At 55.2% G+C, this 18,560-nt stretch carries 14 protein-coding genes; 6 read left to right on the forward strand and 8 right to left on the reverse strand.

Annotated features, from left to right (window positions below):
• Positions 1–8: 8 nt before the first annotated feature.
• Complete coding sequence (locus tag Q8O73_RS18870; RefSeq protein WP_305559748.1) at positions 9–932, forward strand: energy transducer TonB; 924 nt, start codon at positions 9–11, stop codon at positions 930–932.
• A 46-nt stretch (positions 933–978) separates the two neighbouring features.
• Here the strand turns inward: Q8O73_RS18870 and Q8O73_RS18875 are convergent, their stop codons facing one another.
• Entirely contained in the window at positions 979–2,307 is a 1,329-nt protein-coding gene (locus Q8O73_RS18875; protein ID WP_305559749.1) for a globin-coupled sensor protein, read from the reverse strand.
• A gap of 306 nt (positions 2,308–2,613) precedes the next feature.
• Between Q8O73_RS18875 and Q8O73_RS18880 the strand changes: the two genes are divergently transcribed.
• On the forward strand, positions 2,614–3,096 hold the full coding sequence (locus tag Q8O73_RS18880; RefSeq protein ID WP_305559750.1) for a hypothetical protein: 483 nt from the start codon (positions 2,614–2,616) through the stop codon (positions 3,094–3,096).
• A gap of 66 nt (positions 3,097–3,162) precedes the next feature.
• Here the strand turns inward: Q8O73_RS18880 and Q8O73_RS18885 are convergent, their stop codons facing one another.
• Positions 3,163–3,855 (reverse strand): orotate phosphoribosyltransferase, encoded by a 693-nt coding sequence (locus Q8O73_RS18885; RefSeq protein WP_305559751.1) that lies wholly within the window; start codon positions 3,853–3,855, stop codon positions 3,163–3,165.
• 191 nt (positions 3,856–4,046) lie between these two features.
• Here Q8O73_RS18885 and Q8O73_RS18890 point away from each other — a divergent pair, with 191 nt between their 5' ends.
• Entirely contained in the window at positions 4,047–4,832 is a 786-nt protein-coding gene (locus Q8O73_RS18890) for an enoyl-CoA hydratase/isomerase family protein (protein ID WP_305559752.1), read from the forward strand.
• Between the two features lie 21 nt (positions 4,833–4,853).
• Here the strand turns inward: Q8O73_RS18890 and Q8O73_RS18895 are convergent, their stop codons facing one another.
• The 5 genes from Q8O73_RS18895 to Q8O73_RS18915 form a co-directional block, all read right to left on the reverse strand.
• Positions 4,854–6,083 carry a multidrug effflux MFS transporter gene (locus tag Q8O73_RS18895; RefSeq protein ID WP_305559753.1) on the reverse strand — a complete coding sequence of 410 codons (1,230 nt, stop codon included), beginning with the start codon at positions 6,081–6,083 and terminating at the stop codon, positions 4,854–4,856.
• 239 nt (positions 6,084–6,322) lie between these two features.
• Positions 6,323–8,485 carry a TRAP transporter permease gene (locus tag Q8O73_RS18900; RefSeq protein ID WP_305559754.1) on the reverse strand — a complete coding sequence of 721 codons (2,163 nt, stop codon included), beginning with the start codon at positions 8,483–8,485 and terminating at the stop codon, positions 6,323–6,325.
• Positions 8,486–8,583: 98 nt separating this feature from the next.
• Positions 8,584–9,600 (reverse strand): TAXI family TRAP transporter solute-binding subunit, encoded by a 1,017-nt coding sequence (locus tag Q8O73_RS18905; RefSeq protein WP_305559755.1) that lies wholly within the window; start codon positions 9,598–9,600, stop codon positions 8,584–8,586.
• A gap of 356 nt (positions 9,601–9,956) precedes the next feature.
• A complete protein-coding gene (locus Q8O73_RS18910; RefSeq protein WP_305559756.1) occupies positions 9,957–11,327 on the reverse strand; it encodes a sigma-54 dependent transcriptional regulator in 1,371 nt (456 codons plus the stop codon).
• Between the two features lie 31 nt (positions 11,328–11,358).
• Complete coding sequence (locus Q8O73_RS18915; protein ID WP_305559757.1) at positions 11,359–13,416, reverse strand: ATP-binding protein; 2,058 nt, start codon at positions 13,414–13,416, stop codon at positions 11,359–11,361.
• A gap of 200 nt (positions 13,417–13,616) precedes the next feature.
• Here Q8O73_RS18915 and Q8O73_RS18920 point away from each other — a divergent pair, with 200 nt between their 5' ends.
• Together Q8O73_RS18920 and Q8O73_RS18925 are read left to right on the forward strand one after the other, a co-directional pair.
• Entirely contained in the window at positions 13,617–15,344 is a 1,728-nt protein-coding gene (locus tag Q8O73_RS18920; protein ID WP_305559758.1) for a thiamine pyrophosphate-binding protein, read from the forward strand.
• 2 nt (positions 15,345–15,346) lie between these two features.
• A complete protein-coding gene (locus Q8O73_RS18925; protein WP_305559759.1) occupies positions 15,347–16,324 on the forward strand; it encodes a mitochondrial fission ELM1 family protein in 978 nt (325 codons plus the stop codon).
• Here the strand turns inward: Q8O73_RS18925 and Q8O73_RS18930 are convergent.
• On the reverse strand, positions 16,321–17,220 hold the full coding sequence (locus Q8O73_RS18930) for a LysR family transcriptional regulator (protein ID WP_305559760.1): 900 nt from the start codon (positions 17,218–17,220) through the stop codon (positions 16,321–16,323). The genes Q8O73_RS18925 and Q8O73_RS18930 overlap by 4 nt on opposite strands.
• Before the next feature lie 154 nt (positions 17,221–17,374).
• Here Q8O73_RS18930 and Q8O73_RS18935 point away from each other — a divergent pair, with 154 nt between their 5' ends.
• Positions 17,375–18,556 (forward strand): MFS transporter, encoded by a 1,182-nt coding sequence (locus Q8O73_RS18935; RefSeq protein ID WP_305559761.1) that lies wholly within the window; start codon positions 17,375–17,377, stop codon positions 18,554–18,556.
• Positions 18,557–18,560 lie beyond the last annotated feature (4 nt).

The raw sequence follows: 18,560 nt of genomic DNA on the forward strand, positions 1-18,560 counted from the left end.
GACTAAAGATGTCAAAGCGCGGAGACTTCCTGATTGCAACAGCCCTTACGGCCCTGACACTGGGCGGGGGAATTGTCTTGGCCATGCCGGAACCACAACCATCGGGTTGGGGGGGGGCAGGAGCCATGCAAAGCATCAGCATTTCACTGGGCAGCGGTCAGGCTGTGGAAGGCGAAGCAGACGTTCAGGACGATAGTTCTGCCGCCCAGCAGGCTGACAGCAAAAAAGCGCCCGAGAATCCCGAAATACCCGAAGAAATTCAGGAAGTTCAGGAACCAGATCCCGAACCGGTCGAAGAAGTGGCCGAAGCCGAACCGGAACCTGTTGTCGAACCCGAGCCGGTTGTAGAGCCCGAGCCAGTGATCGAACCGGTTGTTGAATCAGAACCGGAGCCTGAACCGGTTACGCAATTGAGCGAAATCACCCCACCTCCGGTCAAGCCTCGCCCGCCTGTTGTCAAACCGGAGCCCCGGCTACAGGAAGTTGCCATGGCATCTCCGCAGCCGGAAAAACAGGCCCCGACCCCGTCAAAGGCCGCGCCGGAAGATTCGACGAAATCTGATGGTATATCGGGGACGACGGTCCGCAGTCAGGCAGCGAGTTCGGCAACTGGCAGTGGCGGTGGCAGCAGCATCAACAGTGCCGCCTATGTCAATTATCAGGATTCCGTTTTGCAAACCCTGATGCAATATCGCGAATATCCGTCAATTGCCCGCCGTCGGGGGATCGAAGGTCAGAATATGGTCCGGATCACGATTGAACGTGACGGGTCGGTATCCTTGCTGGAAATCGTTGATTTCAGTGGCAACGCCATTCTGGATCGCGCAACCGAAGAAATGATCAATCGCGTCCGACGCTTTCCACCCTTTCCCGACACGATGGAAAAAGACAGCATCACCTTGCGGGTGCCGGTGGTTTATAATTTGCGCTGATCCGTTGGCGGAGGGGGGCAGCACCATATGCTGCCCCGACATGCCTTTAATTGTTCGTACTGGTCAGTCCGGATACGAATTTATCAACATCATGGCGCAATTGTTCGGAATGCTGGGTCAAGGCCTGAGAAGCCCGATGTACTTCATCGGCGACACTGCCGGTATGCTGAGCAGTGGTGCTGACACGTTCCAGACTGCTGTTCACATCCCGATTGGCGTTTGACACCCCATTGATATTCTGGCTGATTTCGCCGGTTGCTGCGGCTTGTTGTTCAATCGCGGCCGAAACAGCGGTGACAGCATCGACAATATTGCTGATCTGGCTGGCAACATCGCGGATTGCGGTGACGGCTTCATTGGTGTTTTGTTGAACCGACGTGATCTGGGCGGTGATGTCGCCGGTGGCCTTGGCCGTCTGATTGGCAAGGTTTTTTACCTCGCTGGCGACCACGGCAAAGCCTTTGCCTGCATCCCCGGCGCGTGCCGCCTCAATCGTGGCATTCAGGGCCAGAAGGTTAGTCTGATTGGCAATTTTATCAATCAGGGTCACAACTGCACCGATTTCAGTAGCGGCTTTATTCAGGGTTTCGATGGTTGCCGTTGTCGATTTTACAGCGGTTTCAACGTCACCTGAAATGGTTGAGGCGCGGGAAACCTGACTGGAAATCTCTCGGATTGACGAATCAAGTTCGTCTGCGGCACTGGCAACCGTGTTGGCATTGTCGGCAGATACTTCGGCCGCAGATCGGGCGGTTTGGACCTGTCCGTTGGTATCACCGGCACTACTGACCAGGCTTTCCGCCGCTTTGGCCATGTCTTGCGCCGAGGCGGCCACCGCATTGACTACAGTTGAAACAGTCGCCTGAAACTGGTCGGACATATCTGCAAGGCGTTTTTGATAGGTGTTCTGGGTTTCTTCGTAATAAATCGTAATGGCCAGTTCCATATCCATAAGAATGGCGGTCGATGCGGCGGCGATCATGTCAGCTGCATGGCGTTCCCGCTTTAACGCGTCATGCAACATGATAACCAGTTTGCCCAGAATGAAATTATATCCTGAAACATAGGCTTCGGGTGTCAGGCCGATGCGTTCATGTGCCCGGCCAATCCGGCGGACATCGCCAAAATAACTGTCGTCAAATTTGGCGGAAAACAGTTTTTCCCAATGGTCGCTTTGTGCCTTTTTCAGGCTGCCAACCTTGTCCTTGCTGCCGATGATGCGGGCAAGATCGTCGCGGGCCATTACCTTGACATAGAACGCATCAAGGATTTGCGGCAGGTTTTTTGCAATATACGGCCATGTTCTTCTTAAATGGTCCCGTTTCTGATCGTCAAAATCGACAAAGGCGAGACGTCGTTGGAGTTCATCAGTCATGGTGTCCCCATTTTTCGGTATGCTGTTGCAAGATATTACACAACCTTAAAGGTTGTCTCTTGAATGGTATTGTTTAACTATACTTTGGTATTATTTTTGGGTGATATATTCACATAAGCCAGCCAGTTGCGTCTTTCTATGTGAAGCACCAAGCATCAATGCATCGCATACGTGTGTTGTTTATTACAATAATCTTAAATCAAGAAGTTACCGATTGGAATGTTTGATGTTTCTGGACATCGACAACGCCCTTATGTCCCTGCATGAATTTTGGTCGCTGTTTAACCCGAACCATCGGAGGATCAAATGGCAACAGGCATCAATCCCGATCATTTGCGGCAAGGAATTATACGTCCGGTTTTGCAGAAACTTGACCTGTGGTCACAGGCGGCTGAAAATTTGCTGATGGGGACGGCGGCACAGGAAAGTGCGCTGGGCACCTATCTGACGCAGATTGGCGGTGGTCCGGCACGCGGTATCTATCAGATGGAACCGGCGACGCTTGATGATTGCTATACCAATTTTCTGGATTATCGCGCCGATCTGAAGGCAAAGGTCGATGCCTTTCTGGCCGCACAGCCGGGAAAATCCGATCAGCTTGCAACCAACAATGCGTATGCCACGGCGATGTGTCGCATCCGTTATGTCCGCATCAGCGCGGCCTTGCCCGATGCCAGTGACATTACGGGGCTTGGGAATTACTGGAAGCAGTATTACAACACGCCGCTTGGCAAGGGCACGGTGGACGAGTTTGTCCAAAATTATCAGCGCTATGTCGGCACGGCGTGACGGCACATAAAAAAGCACGAACAGCGCAAATCTGTTCGTGCCTGAAAATACCGGATGGTGATTCAATCAATCGTGCTTGCCGCCATGCGCCTTAGACCAGCCAATCGGATCGGCCAGAAAATCGCGGACGCCATTAACCGCAGCGTCGCTGAAATAGCCCCCCTGTTGGGCAACATCCAGAACATCATGCCATGTGCACAGATAATGCATTTCGATGTCGTCTTTTTTCAGGTTTTCCAGCGCATTGGGAAACACACCATAGAAAAACACGACAAAAGCATGTTTGCATTCGCCGCCTGCTTCGCGAATGGCATTGACGAAATTGACCTTTGATGCTCCATCTGTTGCAAGGTCTTCGACCAGAAGTACGCGCTGGCCTTCGTGGATGTCGCCTTCAATCCGCGCCTTGCGGCCAAAACCCTTGGGCTTTTTACGGACATATTGCATCGGTAAATCCAGCGCATCGGCCAGCCATGCCGAATAGGGGATACCTGCGGTTTCCCCTCCGGCCACGGCATCAAATGCCTCGTATCCGGCGGCATCCGAAATCTGACGGGCGGCCAGTTCGATCACCTTGCGCCGCGCACGTGGAAAGGAAATCAGCTTGCGACAATCGATATAGGTCGGGCTGGCCCAACCGGATGTCAGGATATACGGGTCTTCCGGTCGGAAATTGACCGCTCCGATATCCAGCAAAATACGGGCGACGGTTTTTGCAGCATAACTGCAATGAGCAGAGGATGCAGGGATCGTGGACATGGCAGCACTTCCTTTTGGGCGTAAAGAACGGCATTTCTTAGCGGTTTATTGTGCAAAGCGCAAAGAAAAGCCGCTGTCCGGATGGTCAGGATTTCTTGGTTTTATTGGGAAGGTATGCAAGGCATTGGCAAAAGACCATTTTGGGTTTATTTCGGTATGGCTATGCCGAATTAAACGGAAAGGCCTGTGTCATGACCCAAGACAGCGGACTGATGGTGGATATCGCCCATGCCATCGCCACGATTACCATTAACCAGCCGGACCGTAAAAATGCCCTGACCAAACCGATGTGGGGTGAGTTGGCAAATATGGCGGCCGATCTGGCGGCCCGGGATGATTTGCGCTGTATCGTTATTCGGGGTGGCTGCGGGGCGGGTTTTGGGGCTGGAGCCGATATTCATGAATTTGTCCGCGAACGCGATGGTTTTGCCCGGGCGCGGGATTACGGCATGTTGCATGCTGAAGCCCTGCAAACCATTCAGGCCTGCCCGCATCCGGTGATTGCAGCTATTGATGGACCGTGCATCGGGGCGTCCTTTGTGCTGGCGGCGGCGTGCGATTTGCGGATTGCCGCGGCCAATGCCAAATTTGCTGTGCCGCCGATGAAACTCGGCGCGACGCTGGGCTATCCGGAATTGCAAATTATGCTGGATTTGCTGGGGCAGGGGCGATTGCTGGAAATTCTTTTGGAAGGCCAAACCTTTGGTGCAGAACGGGCACGCGACATTGGCTTTGTTGCCCGCGTGGTGACAGATGACGCCTTTGAAGATGAAATCACCCGCACAGCGAAGCATATTGCCACAGGGGCACCGATCACCCAGCGTCTGCACAAAAAAATGATCAGCCGTCTTTTGGAAGGCGGGGCGCTAAACGCAGCGGAATTCGACGAGGGCTATCGCGCCTTTGACAGCGACGATTTCCGCGAGGGTTATACCGCCTTCATCGAAAAGCGCAAACCGGTGTTCGTTGGGAAATAAGGCTGGTTACACGCGGTATTATCAGGATTTTCTTTCCGTTTCGGGTTCGATGCTGGTCAGTTTCGGACGGGCAACCAGATACACCATCAGATTGGCAAAAATCCCGAAACCCAACATGCAGGCCGTCACGGGTAACAGGGTGCCGTTATGAATCTGGCCGATGAAAATCCCGGCCAGTGCGCCAGTGGCAAACTGGATCGTGCCCATCAGGGCGGTTGCCGTGCCGCCGATATAGGGGAAATACTGCATAAAGGCGGCAGTGGCGTTGGGCGCGGTCAGGCCGATCAAACCGACAGACAGCATGACAAGTGGCACGATGGCATATAGATTGGGTTCAAACAGATTAACGGCAATGAACAGCAACACAGTGGCGGCAAGCTGAACTCCGACGCCAATCGCCAGAATCTGATGGCATTCCATGCGTTTGAGTAACGGGCCGTTCAGGCGGTTGCAGATGATGATGACAATGACATTTGCCCCAAACAGCCACGGGAATGTGGCAGGGGACATGCCAAAATAATCAATGTACATAAACGGGCTGTCGGTCAGGAAACTGAACATCACCGCACTGGCCCCGGTATGGGCGAAAAGATAGCCAAGGGCCGGACGTTGTTTCAGAACCTCGATATAGGTCCATAAAACACGCCGGGCCGGGCCGGGATGGCGAACATGCAAGCGTGTTGTTTCCGGCAACTTCAACCAGACAATCACCAGCATGATGCTGCCATAAACCACCAGCAGGACAAAAATCGCCCGCCACGTTGAAAAAGTCAGCAGGATCGCTCCGATGGTCGGCGCCACCAGCGGTGCAATCATCATGATCATGGCGATCAGGGCAAACATACGGGCGGCTTCCTTGCCGTCATACAGATCACGCACCGATGCCCCGACAATCACCAGCGCAAAGCCGCCACCAATCGCCTGGATAAAGCGCATGACATTCAGGCTGGTGGAGGTTTCGACCGACAGGATGATGGCACTGGCAAGAATATAAATCAGAAGCCCCGTCATCGCGACCGGACGGCGACCAATGCGGTCCGACAACGGGCCGCCAATCAGTTGCCCCAGGGCAAAGCCGATCAGAAAGGTACTGATGGAAATTTCGATATCATGGATCGGTGCACCAAAATCCCGCGCCATCGCAGGAATGGCAGGCAGATAAGTATCAATGGCAAAGGGCGCGGTCGCAATCAGGGCGGCCAGCAAAATGGCAAGACGCTTGGGGTTGAAGGCGTCGGCAGCACGGGACATGAGGCGATCCGGTTGTTGGTGTCGGGGTGGCGCATTGTCTGTGATCTGACTGGCAGCCAAATGCGCATTTGAAACGATTCAAGTGTAATTATTATCCACAGATTTTTTGTTTTTCCTAGTCGGCAATGGTCGGTGCCCGGCGCAGCAGCCATGCACAAAGCGCACAAAGGAAAACGGCACTCCGCTCAAGGAGTGCCGTTTGTGCATCAGAAATGCAGGTTTTTCGGGATTGAATCGTTTCAGGCTTCGCGCGGTGTCTCGCGTTTGACCGCGATTCGTTGCAGCAGGAAGACCGCCACAATCAGGGCTGCCCCGATCAAATCGGTGGTCAGGCCTCCTGTAATCAGCATCAATGCTGCCGCAAAAGTAAGGGCGCGGATTGGCAGCGCCAGCCGGGCATTGAAGATATACCCGACAATACCGCCAGACAGCATATAAATGCCGATCAAGGCTGTGATCACATGCGTCATGATCGGGAACCAGTCCCCCTGCATCAGCAGGCTGGGGCTGTAGAAAAACATGAACGGCACGATAAAGGCCGATAGTCCGATGCGGAACGACGTGATTGATGTGCGCAACGGTTCCGAGCCCGCCAATGCTGCCCCGGCATAGGAAGCAAGAGCAACTGGTGGCGTAATCGCCGACAGCACCGCATAGTAGAACACAAAGAAATGTGCCACCAGCGGCGAGATGCCAAGTTGGATCAGTCCCGGTGCGACCACCGATGCCGCCACGGCATAGGCCGCCGTGGTCGGCATGCCCATGCCCAGCATGATCGAAATCAGCATGGCAAAGAACAGGGCAATGATCTGACTTTGTTCTGCAATCGCCAGCAACATCGACGAAAACCGTAAACCAACGCCGGTCAGGCCGATGACACCAACGATAATCCCTGCGCAGGCACAAACTGCAATCAACTGGATCGCCATCCGTGCCGACAGGTCAAGTGCACCGATGACTTCTTTCGCACCCATGCGGTGTGGCGTTAGCCACGACACGACAAAGGCTGACATCAAGGCAAGTGTTCCGGCCCGGATCACCGAATATCCCATGAACAGCGCACCGACCAGAATGATGATCGGCAGGAACAGGTAAACCTGTTTGATTAGTTGGGAGAATTGCGGCAGTTCAGATTTGCTGAGCCCGCGCATATTATGTTTTTGCGCTTCAAAATCAACAACCAGAAACACCGACACAAAATACAGCACAGCCGGAATGATGGCAGCGACGATCAGGTCGGTATAGGGAATGCCGGTGACTTCGGCCATGATAAAGGCCCCGGCACCCATGATCGGCGGCATGATCTGCCCGCCCGAAGAGGCGGCGGCCTCGACCGATGCTGCGACTTGCGGCTTGTAACCCACCCGTTTCATCAACGGAATGGTCAGGGACCCGGTGGCAACCACATTGCCCGCCGAGGTGCCGTTGATCATGCCCATCAGGCCGCTGGCGAATACAGCGACCTTGGCCGGGCCGCCGCGTTTGTGACCGGCGGCGGCAAAGGCGAAATTGACGAAATAATCGCCAACCTTTGAAGCCTGCAAAAAGGCGGCAAAGGCGATGAACAGCATGATGTAGGTGGATGATACCGCCGTTGTCGGGCCCAGAATGCCGTTGTCGGTATAGATATAGGTAAAGAACCGGTCGAAGGAATAACCGCCATGTTTCAGGAATCCCGGTAACCATGGACCGATGAAGCCATAGACAACAAACAGGCCTGAAATAATCAGAAGTGCCAGACCGGCAACACGGCGCGTGACTTCAAGGATCAGCAGAATGCCGGTAAAAGCAACCCATGCGTCAACCGGGGTTGGCATCACACCGGCGCGGAACTGCCACGGTGTCAGATTGGCCATCAGATAGGCCGATGCAGCAAAGGTATTGAGCAGCAAAATCCAGTCATAAAGCGGCGCACCAACGGCACGTGGACGGAACAGCCAGCCCGACCCGATGGCGACCATTGTTGATCCGGCAAGGGCCAGACCAAAATATTCGTAAGGTGCCGGTGACGGAAATTTGGCCGGTGTGCCGAAAACTTCATAAAGACCATAGGCCGCAATCGCGGTGACAAACAGTGCGGGAAGACCGGCAATCAGCGCCATCACCCGTTCGGCAAGAATAAGGGACGGATTGCGGGTGGTGCTATCATCCGTCGGAGCAATCGAGCCATACAGACCCAAGCCGATCATCAGGCCGCCTGCGACATGAAGGATACGAAACGCCCAGGTTTCAAGCGGGAAAAGATTGAGCACCAACAGGTGAAAAACAGTGTAGAGAACGCAAAAAGCAAAAAAGAATTTGCTTTCCCAGCTGCGCAGGGGACGTCCGAGCGCCCCGGGTTCTTCATCGACACCAGACGCAAGAACCCGTTCCGCGACGGTTTCGGGCTTGGATTCGGCCATGACGGTTTTCCGTATTTACTGAATAACGAGACACCCCGCCTGTCGGGGCGCGATCAGTATCGCGATCCTCCGGCAGGCGAGGCAGTTAAGATGAAGGATCAGTCTTCGTATTCAGGCGGCAACAGGTTCAGGGGAATGTCGATCCCTTTTTCCTTGTAGTACCGGATTGCGCCCGGATGGAACCACATGAAACCATTCTGGTTCCAGTTTTCAGCCACGGTATCAACAGCCGTTGCGTGGATTTGCAGCATACGGTCATTATTGTCGAGAACGACTTTCATGACGTTGTAGACGAAATCCGCCGACAGATCCTTGTGGGCGACGCCAAAATTGGCCATCGAGACGGTTTTGATGTCGCTATCAATGCTGGAATAGGTGCCTGCCGGAATGGTGAATTCGGTAACCGACGGATAGGCAGCCAGAATTTCGATCATCTGTTCGTCATTGAAACCGAAAATATTGGCACCGTTTTGGGCTTCAACCTGGCTGAAAGCGGCAATAGGAATGCCAGCAGCAAAGGCAAAGCCATCAATCAGGCCATCCTGAAGCTGTCCGGCGGCATCGGCAGCACCGCCATATTGCAGATCAGCAGAAATACCAAGGGTTTCAAAGAAACGTGCCCAATAAGCTGCTGCTGTGCCGGTACGGGGGCCGACATTGACGCGCTTGCCATCCAGACCGGCAACATCGGTGATGCCTGACGATTCAAGGGTCACGCTATGGAATGGGGTCGGATACATCGGGAAAGTGGCGCGGACATTGTGCATCGGAACACCCGGTGCCAGTTCGCTTTGACCGACCCAGCCGTCATAAGCCGGGCCCATTGTGACCATGCCCATGTCAAGTTCACCGCTTTGGATCAGCGCCATATTGGCGACTGGGCCACCGGTGACTTCGGATGATGTCGGAACGCCCAGCATTTCCTGAACGAGGCTGGCCCAGCCTGCACCATAAACGAAATAGGTGCCGCCCTGCGATGCCGTACCCACTTTGACCGAGGTCGGCCAATCGGAACGGTCCTGCGCCTGTGCTGCCGGTGCCAGCGCCAGCGTGGCGGCGAGGGCCGTCACGGCGCCAACAGTTTTGGCGTGACGTTTCAAAATGTTTTTAAGCATGTCTGGTCTTTCCTCCCTGGGAATACCGTAAATGTTGCGACCGGCGACCACTGTTAAGGTTTCTTGATCCGGGACGCCTGTCATACACAGTAGCGGTTGAATGTCATAATCAGAACAGAAATCTTCAAGATTTTGTTTCCCGTCTCTATGTCGGGGTTCCGAAAATGATGTCAATGCCACTGCTCCTGTTACAGCAAGTCTGATGCCAGATCGGGCAGGGAGTCGGAAATAAAAATAAATGATGAAATATCAATTTGTTAACTGATATTGCGTGGAGAGTGTAAAGGATATTTGGGTGGTATTCCATACATGACGGCGGCGCAGCATGTGCGAAATTCCGCCCAGATCAGAGAATGCTAACTGTTGGCGGGTTGATCATTGTGACGATTGCGGAAATTACCCGGGACGATGTCATATTTGGCAAGTTTGTCGTAAAGTGTCTTGCGTGGTACGCCCAGAACCGACACGACGGCGGTGACATTTCCGCCTTGTTGGCGTAAGGCTTCGCAAATGACGTTTTTCTCAAACGCCTCGACCTGTCGGGGCAGGGGCACGGTGGCGTCGGCTGTAGTTTTGCCCTCATCGGCAAACAGATCCAGCCCCAAAACCCGGCGTTCGGCGGCATTGCGCAATTCGCGCACATTGCCGGGCCAGTCATGACGGGTCAAAACCGAGATTTCGGATGCCGTAAGCGGTGAAAAGTCGCGACCAAACCGATCCTTTGCCAGTTCCATGAAATGCTGGAACAATAACGGGATATCTTCAACGCGGTCGCGCAGGGGTGGAATGTGCAATTGCACGACATTCAGGCGGTAATACAAATCCTCGCGGAAGGCACCGCGCGACGCAGCGGCGCGCAGATCAATTTTGGTGGCTGCAACCACCCGCAAATCAATCGCCTGCACCTTGTTCGAGCCCAGCCGTTCAAAGGCGCGTTCCTGAAGCACGCGCAACAGCTTGACTTGCAACGACAGTGGCATGCTTTCGATTTCATCGAGAAACAGCGTACCCTTGTCGGCAAATTCAAATTTGCCGACCCGTTTCTGATCGGCTCCGGTAAAGGCCCCGGCTTCGTGGCCGAATAATTCGGATTCAATCAGGTTTTCGGGCATCGCCCCGCAATTGATCGCAACAAACGGCCCGGTTCGGCCCGATATGTCATGCAGGGTGCGGGCGACAACTTCTTTGCCGGCACCGGTTTCACCATTGATCATCACATGAGCGTCGGTGCCCGCAATATTGCCAATCAGGGCGCGTAATTTTTCCATCGACGGTGCGCGACCGATCAGGCCGGTGCCGCTGGCGGTATGTTTGGCCAGTTCGGCCTTCAGATTGCGGTTTTCCGATAACAGATGGCGGTGCGCCATCGCCCGGCGCATCACATCAACGAAATAATCCGGAGCAAAGGGTTTTTCAATAAAATCATAGGCTCCGTCGCGCATGGCGCGGACCGCAGTGGCAACATCGCCATGCCCGGTAACAAGGATGACCGGCAATTCGGGATCATGGGCGATGGCAGCCTGCAACAGGGCCATGCCATCCATTTTCGGCATGCGGATATCGGTAACAAGAATCCCTGGCCAACCCTGCTTGATACGTAACAGTGCCTTTTCCGGTTCGCCGTAACATTCAACCACAATGTCGGCCAGTTCCAGCGTCTGTTGGGCGGCTTCGCGCACATCGGCATCGTCATCGACGAACAAAACGCTATATGCCGGAAATTTCACCTGTCATTCCTTGTTGCTGTTGCGGGTTGTTTCAGGGGCCAATCAGGCGATGAACGGCCATTTCGGCTTCATCTTCGTGATGGGCTTCCTGAATATCGGCTGTTTTATCAGGCACATCGTCGGGCGTCGAGATGTCGTCTTGTGTTGTGGTGGCAATGTCGTCGGCCTGGCGCAATTCAACCGTAAAACAGGCCCCGCCCGTTTCATTGTTTTCGGCGCGCATGGTGCCGCCGAAACTGCGCACAATGCCATAACAGATCGACAGGCCAAGGCCCAGCCCGTCGCCAAACGGCTTGGTCGTAAAAAACGGATCAAACAGTTTTTGCATGTTGTCGGGTGAAATGCCGGTGCCGTTGTCGCGCACAGCCACCAAAAGAGATTGTGTGCCGGGTGTGACATCAATCTCGATTTCGGGGTGGGGATGATCCCGGCTAGCGTCAGCGGCATTAGATAACAGATTGACAAATACCTGTTCGATCTGGGCTTCTTCGGCAATGATATGCGGGCAGGGAGTTGGCGGATGAAAACGGATCGTAGTTCCGGCGACCCGCCCTGTTTCGGTCACCAGATCAATTGCCTTGTGGATGGCGGGAACAAGATCGACCGGCTGGCTGTCATATTCGGGGCGCCGGGCGAATGTTTTCAGATGGTTGGTAATTCGTCCCATGCGTTCGGTCAGTTCGGAAATCCGGATCAGGTTGCGTTCAACCGTTTCCGGTTTGCCGCGGGCAAAAAATTGCAATGCATTGTCGGCATAACTGCGGATGGCGGTCAGGGGCTGATTGATTTCATGGGCAATACCGGCGGACATTTGCCCCAAGGCGGCAAGTTTTCCGGCCTGCACCAGTTCCGCCTGTGCGGTGCGCAGGGCATCTTCGGTGCGGCGACGTTCGGTAATTTCCTGTGCCAGTCTCTGGTTGGTGGTCATCAGATCGGTGGTGCGCAGGCGCACCTGACGTTCCAGTTCCCGTTGCGACCAGTCGCGCACCTCGATCTGTTCCAGCATGGTGCGCCGACGCAGCAGGAGCACAAAAATGGTGCCAAATAAAATGATATGGGCCGAACCGGCTATCAGGGCGGTTCCTGTGCGGGCCTGTTCCAGTACCTGCCAGTCGGTCAACATGTAAATGCGCCATCCTTGCACGGGCACGATGTCACTGACCGCAAGATATCGTACAGGTTTGGGGGAGACGGACGGTACATCGTCATGTGCAAGGGCAAGGGGCATTTCGGTAACCGGACGGATTGCGCCATCGGCAAAGGGCGGCGGGCTGTAAGTCCGCAGCACAGGCCGCAATTTTAGCGACGTCACATTGTTGATATCCGGCCAGTCACCATCGGTGATTGGCATGCCATGCAACGGGGCATCGCCATATTTGCGGGATCGCCGCAACCATGCCCGTTCTTCCTGTTCCAGTCCGCGCATTGTGAGAAAACGCCATTCCGGTCGCGATGATACAATGATAACGCCGTGTTCATCCTCGACCAGAACATTTTCGTTGCTGCGCGCCCAACGATTTTCCAACGGCGACAGATGGGTTTTGACCACCATCACCCCGGCGATCCGACCGTTGGAATTGCGCACCGGATGGGAAATATAATAGCCGGGCTGCCCCGATGTGATGCCCAGTGCGAAATGATGGGCCGTTGCCCCCTTCATGGCCTGCAAGAAATAGGGGCGAAAGGCAAAATTGCGTCCGATAAAAGACGCCTCGCTGTTCCAGTTGCTTGACGCAATCGTCAGGCCACCGGTATCCATGAAATAGATGTCGGACGCCCCGCTATCGGCGGCAAGTTTTTCCAGATACAGATTGACCCCGGCCCGCACCCCGCGATCCGGATTTTCCACCAGCCACAAAATCAGGCGGTCGCTGGCCAGTGTGATTGGCAGATATTCATGTTCTTTGAGCGCCCCTTGCAGGTTGGCCCGATAAAGTTCCAGCTTTTTACGGCTTTCTTCCTCGATTTCGGCTGTCTGGCTTTCACGTTGCCATTCCATGCTGAGCCAAACCGTGACCGGTAATAAAATCAGCATGACCAACAGAACAAGGCGGGCGCTGCGTCGGGCGGAAGCAGATGTTTGAAGCATGAGTGTTTCGGTTTTCCGGAAAATGTAACCGATCATAACGCGAGGCATGCGTGCCGCGCCAGTGCTTGATTAAACAGGGACTTGTCTGTACCAATCCATGATGTCTTTTTGCCCGGCCATGCCTGCTTGGTCGTGGTTCCGGGGATGCGCCACCACGTTATGCCCCGGTTGGCAAAAGGACGTCATAATGGAGAAACATAATGACCACCCATTCCCAAAGCCCCACCGCCGCCCCGGCGTCGCAACTGCGCAATGGCGGACGTATTCTTGTTGACCAGTTGCGCCTGCATGGCGTCGACACCGCCTGGTGTGTTCCGGGCGAAAGTTATCTGGAAGTTCTCGATGCCTTTTGTGATGTCGGAGAGGAGATCAACCTGATCACCTGCCGCCATGAACAGGGGGCCGCCAATATGGCCGAGGCCTATGGCAAATTGACCGGCAAACCGGGCATTTGTTTTGTCACGCGCGGCCCCGGTGCGTGCAATGCCAGCATCGGCATCCATACCGCCCGGCAGGATTCAACGCCCCTGATCCTGTTTATTGGTCAGGTTGCCCGCGATCAGTTTGAACGCGAGGCCTTTCAGGAAATCGATTATCGCCAGATGTTCGGCCCGATGGCGAAATGGGTTGCCCAGATTGAGAATGCTGAACGCATCCCCGAATTTGTCGCCCGCGCGTTTCGCGTTGCCACATCCGGACGTCCGGGGCCGGTGGTTTTGGCCCTGCCCGAAGACATGTTGCGTGATCATGTGAAAATTGCCGATGGCCGTCCTTATGCGGCGGTGCAGGCAAACCCGGCCCGAAATGATCTGGAACGCCTGGCTGGATCCTTGTCGCAGGCGAAAAAACCGATGGCCGTGATTGGCGGAGGCGGTTGGACACCCCAGGCCTGCGCCGATATCACCGCGTTTCTGTCTGCGTGGGATATTCCGGTTTGTTCGACATTCCGCCGTCAGGATATTGTCGATAACCGGGTCGAGGTTTTTGTTGGTGAACTGGGCTATACGCTTAGCCCCAAACTGGCGAAACGCATGGCCGAAGCCGATACATTGTTGTTGATCGGCACCCGGTTTGGCGAAGTGCCATCGCAAGGATACGAAGTTCCCAACCCGGCTTGCCTGACCCAGACAGTTTTGCATATCCATGCAGAACCCGAAGAAATAGGCCGTGTCTGGACGCCGACGGTTGGTATTGTGTCGGGTATGGCCGAATTTGCCGCCGCCATTGGGAAGATCCCGGTTGTCAAAGGCGACTGGGCCGCATGGCGACAGGCCGCCCGCGCCGATTATCTGGGTTTTATTGACCCGGACGGGGCGGTGGTGCCCGAAGGATCGCTGGACATGCGGGTGGTGGTGCGTGATTTGCGCGACCTGATGCCCGATGATGCAATTATGACAATTGATGCCGGGAATTTTTCCGGTTGGGTCCATCGGTTTTTGCCGTTTAAAACTCCACGGACCCAGTTGGCACCGACCTGTGGCGCGATGGGATATTCCATTCCGGCAGCGGTCGGGGCATCGATTATGCATCGGGATCGCATGGTTATCGGCTTTGTCGGTGATGGCGGTTTTATGATGACCCAGCATGAAATTGCCACCGCTGTTCAATATGGCGGGCGTCCGATCATTATTGTCGTCAATAACGGCATGTATGGCACCATTCGCATGCATCAGGAAAAACGCCATCCGGGCCGTGTGTCCGCGACCGAGTTGAAAAACCCGGATTTCGTTGCACTGGCCCGCTCGTTTGGGGTGCATGGTGAACTGGTGACGGATGAGACGCAATTTCGCGGTGCCTTTGAACGCAGCCGCGACAGTGGTACAGCTGCCGTGATTGAAATTCGTTTGCCGCAAGAAGCAATTTCAACCGCGACCACCTTGTCGAAATTGCGTGAAAGCGCATTCGCCGCCCAGAAAAACGGGCAATAACCATGAATGATGCGGCGAACCGGATATGGATTTTGGCCGATGACCGGGCCGGTAACGTCAATCAGGCGATGGGTGTGGCCGAGGCCATGAACATGCCGTTTCGCCGCATCGATATTAATTACACCAAACTGGCACGTCTGCCCAATATGGTGCGGAGCGATACCCTGATCGGGATTGCCGGTGAAAGTCGGGCCCGTCTTGTGGCACCGTGGCCCGATCTGGTGATTTCGGTCGGGCGGCGGACTGTGCCGGTGGCGCGATGGATCAAAAAGCAAAGCGGCGGGCGCAGCAAAATCTGTCAGATCATGCGACCAGACTGTGATATCCGCCATTTTGACCTGATCGCCGTTCCCGCCCATGACAGTATGGACCCGGCACCGAATGTTCTGGAAACCTTTGGGGCCGCACACCGGATTACCGACGCGCGGCTGGACGAGGCCGCGCAACATTGGGCCCCGGTCTTTGGCAATTTGCCCAAACCGCTGATTGCGGTCAGTGTGGGCGGTAATACAAAGCGAACAGTGTTTACATCCGTTATGGCGACAGACCTGATGGACCGGTCGATTGATGCCGTCCGGAAAACCGGCGGCAGTCTTCTGGTCACCACCAGCCGTCGTACCGGGAGGGATAATGAGGCTCTGATTGCGGCGATGCTGGCGCAATCAGGGGTGACTTATCGCCTGCATGACTGGACCAGTGCGGATGAAAACCCTTATTTCGGTTATCTGGCGCTGGCCGATATTCTGATTGTTACGGGGGATTCTGTGTCGATGTGTTGCGAGGCCTGTGCCGCGCCGGGTGGGGTTTATATCCATGCGCCCGATGGTATTGCCGCCCCGCGCCACCAGATTTTGCACCAGGCACTGTTTGATGCCGGATATGCCCGGCCCCTGCAAGGTGACATTACACCGTTTGATCATCCGCGCCTGTATCCGGCGCAGGATATCGCCAAACGGTGTCTGGAACTGTTGGCATCCTAAGCGGCAATATTGTCTGCCAGAAAATCGACAAAGGCACGGATGCGGCCAGCCAGATGTTCATGCCCGGCAAAAACCGCATGGATCAATTGTTCATCGCGCGGGTTCCAGTCGGGCAGGATTTCAACCAGCGTACCGGCATTGATGTCACCCTGAACGTGAAACCGGCCCAATCGCGCAATGCCCAGCCCCGACAGGCACATCCGGCGCATTGACGGACCGTTATCGCACAGGAAATTACCGGATATCGTGCGATTAAATTGTTCGCCTGTTTCGGGGGTGCGAAACGCCCATTCATTCAACGGCAAAGGAAAGTTAAACCGCAGACAATTGTGACCCACAAGGTCGTCCGGATGGTTTGGCTGGCCGTGCCGGACCAGGTAATCGGGGGATGCCACGACCATCCGGTAACTTTCGATCAGTTTTCGGGCCTTAAGCGAAGAGTCGGGCAATGCCCCCGACCGGATGGCAATATCGGCCCGTTCTTCCAGTAGATCAATGATCCCGTCAGTCAGGGAAAAATCCAGTTCGACCTCGGGGTAGCGTTCCAGAAAGGCCGGGATCAGCGGTTGCACATACATGATCCCGAAGGCAATCGAGGCATTGATGCGTAACCGTCCACGCGGGGCGGCCTTGCCGCCGCTGGCGACAGTTCGTTCGGCATCGTCGATTTCATCAATCACGCGCCGGGCGCGGGTCAGATACATCTCGCCTTCGGGTGTCAGTTGCAATCCACGGGTGGACCGCACCAAAAGCCGGGTCGTAAGCCGATCTTCGATCCGGGTGACGAGCTTGCTGACTGCCGATGGCGACAGATGGAGTTTGCGACCCGCTTCGGAAAAACTGCCAAGCTCCGCCACACGGATGAAAACTTCCATTTCCCCTGCACGATTATCCAACTGATCCTCCGGCTTTGAATTAAATTCAAAAGCATTTGTCGCGCAATCCGGATTATCGCACAAGCCCTGCGTCGGCATAGTGGGTGCCATTGATCGGGGTGAGGGCCCCACAACCCAATTGTCCGCAGACCGTGCGGGCCGGAGATATTTGAGAATGCCACTTGCGCTTTTTGCGTTGACGATCGCGGCTTATGCGATCGGGACAACGGAATTCGTCATTGTCGGACTGTTACCGACCGTGGCGAATGATTTATCTGTCAGCCTGCCGATGGCCGGGCTGATTGTCAGTGTATATGCCCTTGGCGTTACTTTTGGTGCGCCGGTTCTAACGGCTTTGACCGGGCGGCTTAACCGTAAAACCCTGTTATTGGGGCTGATGGGGCTTTTCATTGTCGGCAATTCCGCCGCCGCGCTTAGCCCCGGTTATGAAATATTGCTGGTTGCACGGGTGATCTCGGCCTTTGCGCACGGGGTGTTCTTTTCGATCGGGGCGACGATTGCCGCCGATCTGGTGCCGGAAAACCGACGGGCTTCGGCCATTGCCATGATGTTTACGGGGCTGACGGTGGCGATTGTCACAGGGGTTCCGCTAGGCACCTTTATCGGGCAGATTTTTGGCTGGCGGGCGACGTTCTGGGGCGTGTCCCTGCTTGGCGTCATTGCCTTTGCCGGGATTGCCCTGTTATTGCATGGCAATCTGAACCGGGCGGCCCCGGCGCGTCTGATCGATCAGGTGCGGGTGCTGGGCAGTGGCCGGTTATTGCTGGTGTTTGCCATGACCGCCCTTGGATATGGCGGCACATTCGTTGCCTTTACCTATCTGGCCTCGATCCTTCAGGATATTACCGGCTTTGCCGAATCTCGTGTCAGCCTGATTCTGGTTTTGTATGGTCTGGCGATTGCGGCGGGTAATCTTGTCGGCGGGCGCATTGCCGACCGCGACCCGGTGCGCGCCCTGACCGGGTTGTTTGCTGCACAGGCACTGGTATTGCTGATTTTCAGTTTTACATCGGTTTCGCCGGTTCTGGCGATCATCACGCTGGCGGCATTAGGTTTTTTGTCCTTTGCGAGTGTGCCCGGTTTACAGCTTTATGTCGTGCAACTGGCAAAACTTCATCGCCCTGGCGGGGTGGATGTGGCGTCGGCCCTGAATATTGCGGCCTTTAACCTTGGTATTGCAATTGGCGCGTGGGTTGGCGGCCTTGTGGTAGCATCGCCGCTGGGCCTTGGTGCCACACCTTGGGTTGGGGCGGTATTGGTGGCCGGGGCATTGGTTCTGACTCTTTGGAGCGCTAACCTTGATCGCCGCCCGCAACTGGTCTGCGAGACCACCTGATATT

Origin of the sequence: Thalassospira sp. (assembly GCF_030690045.1) — a bacterium.
Classification (GTDB): Bacteria; Pseudomonadota; Alphaproteobacteria; order Rhodospirillales; family Thalassospiraceae; genus Thalassospira.

Bases quoted from the DNA above. Each gene is read 5' to 3' on its own strand.
- Q8O73_RS18870 (WP_305559748.1), top strand. From the start codon at position 9: ATGTCAAAGCGCGGAGACTTCCTGATTGCAACAGCCCTTACGGCCCTG.
- Q8O73_RS18875 (WP_305559749.1), bottom strand. From the start codon at position 2,307: ATGACTGATGAACTCCAACGACGTCTCGCCTTTGTCGATTTTGACGAT.
- Q8O73_RS18880 (WP_305559750.1), top strand. From the start codon at position 2,614: ATGGCAACAGGCATCAATCCCGATCATTTGCGGCAAGGAATTATACGT.
- Q8O73_RS18885 (WP_305559751.1), bottom strand. From the start codon at position 3,855: ATGTCCACGATCCCTGCATCCTCTGCTCATTGCAGTTATGCTGCAAAA.
- Q8O73_RS18890 (WP_305559752.1), top strand. From the start codon at position 4,047: ATGACCCAAGACAGCGGACTGATGGTGGATATCGCCCATGCCATCGCC.
- Q8O73_RS18895 (WP_305559753.1), bottom strand. From the start codon at position 6,083: ATGTCCCGTGCTGCCGACGCCTTCAACCCCAAGCGTCTTGCCATTTTG.
- Q8O73_RS18900 (WP_305559754.1), bottom strand. From the start codon at position 8,485: ATGGCCGAATCCAAGCCCGAAACCGTCGCGGAACGGGTTCTTGCGTCT.
- Q8O73_RS18905 (WP_305559755.1), bottom strand. From the start codon at position 9,600: ATGCTTAAAAACATTTTGAAACGTCACGCCAAAACTGTTGGCGCCGTG.
- Q8O73_RS18915 (WP_305559757.1), bottom strand. From the start codon at position 13,416: ATGCTTCAAACATCTGCTTCCGCCCGACGCAGCGCCCGCCTTGTTCTG.
- Q8O73_RS18920 (WP_305559758.1), top strand. From the start codon at position 13,617: ATGACCACCCATTCCCAAAGCCCCACCGCCGCCCCGGCGTCGCAACTG.
- Q8O73_RS18925 (WP_305559759.1), top strand. From the start codon at position 15,347: ATGAATGATGCGGCGAACCGGATATGGATTTTGGCCGATGACCGGGCC.
- Q8O73_RS18935 (WP_305559761.1), top strand. From the start codon at position 17,375: ATGCCACTTGCGCTTTTTGCGTTGACGATCGCGGCTTATGCGATCGGG.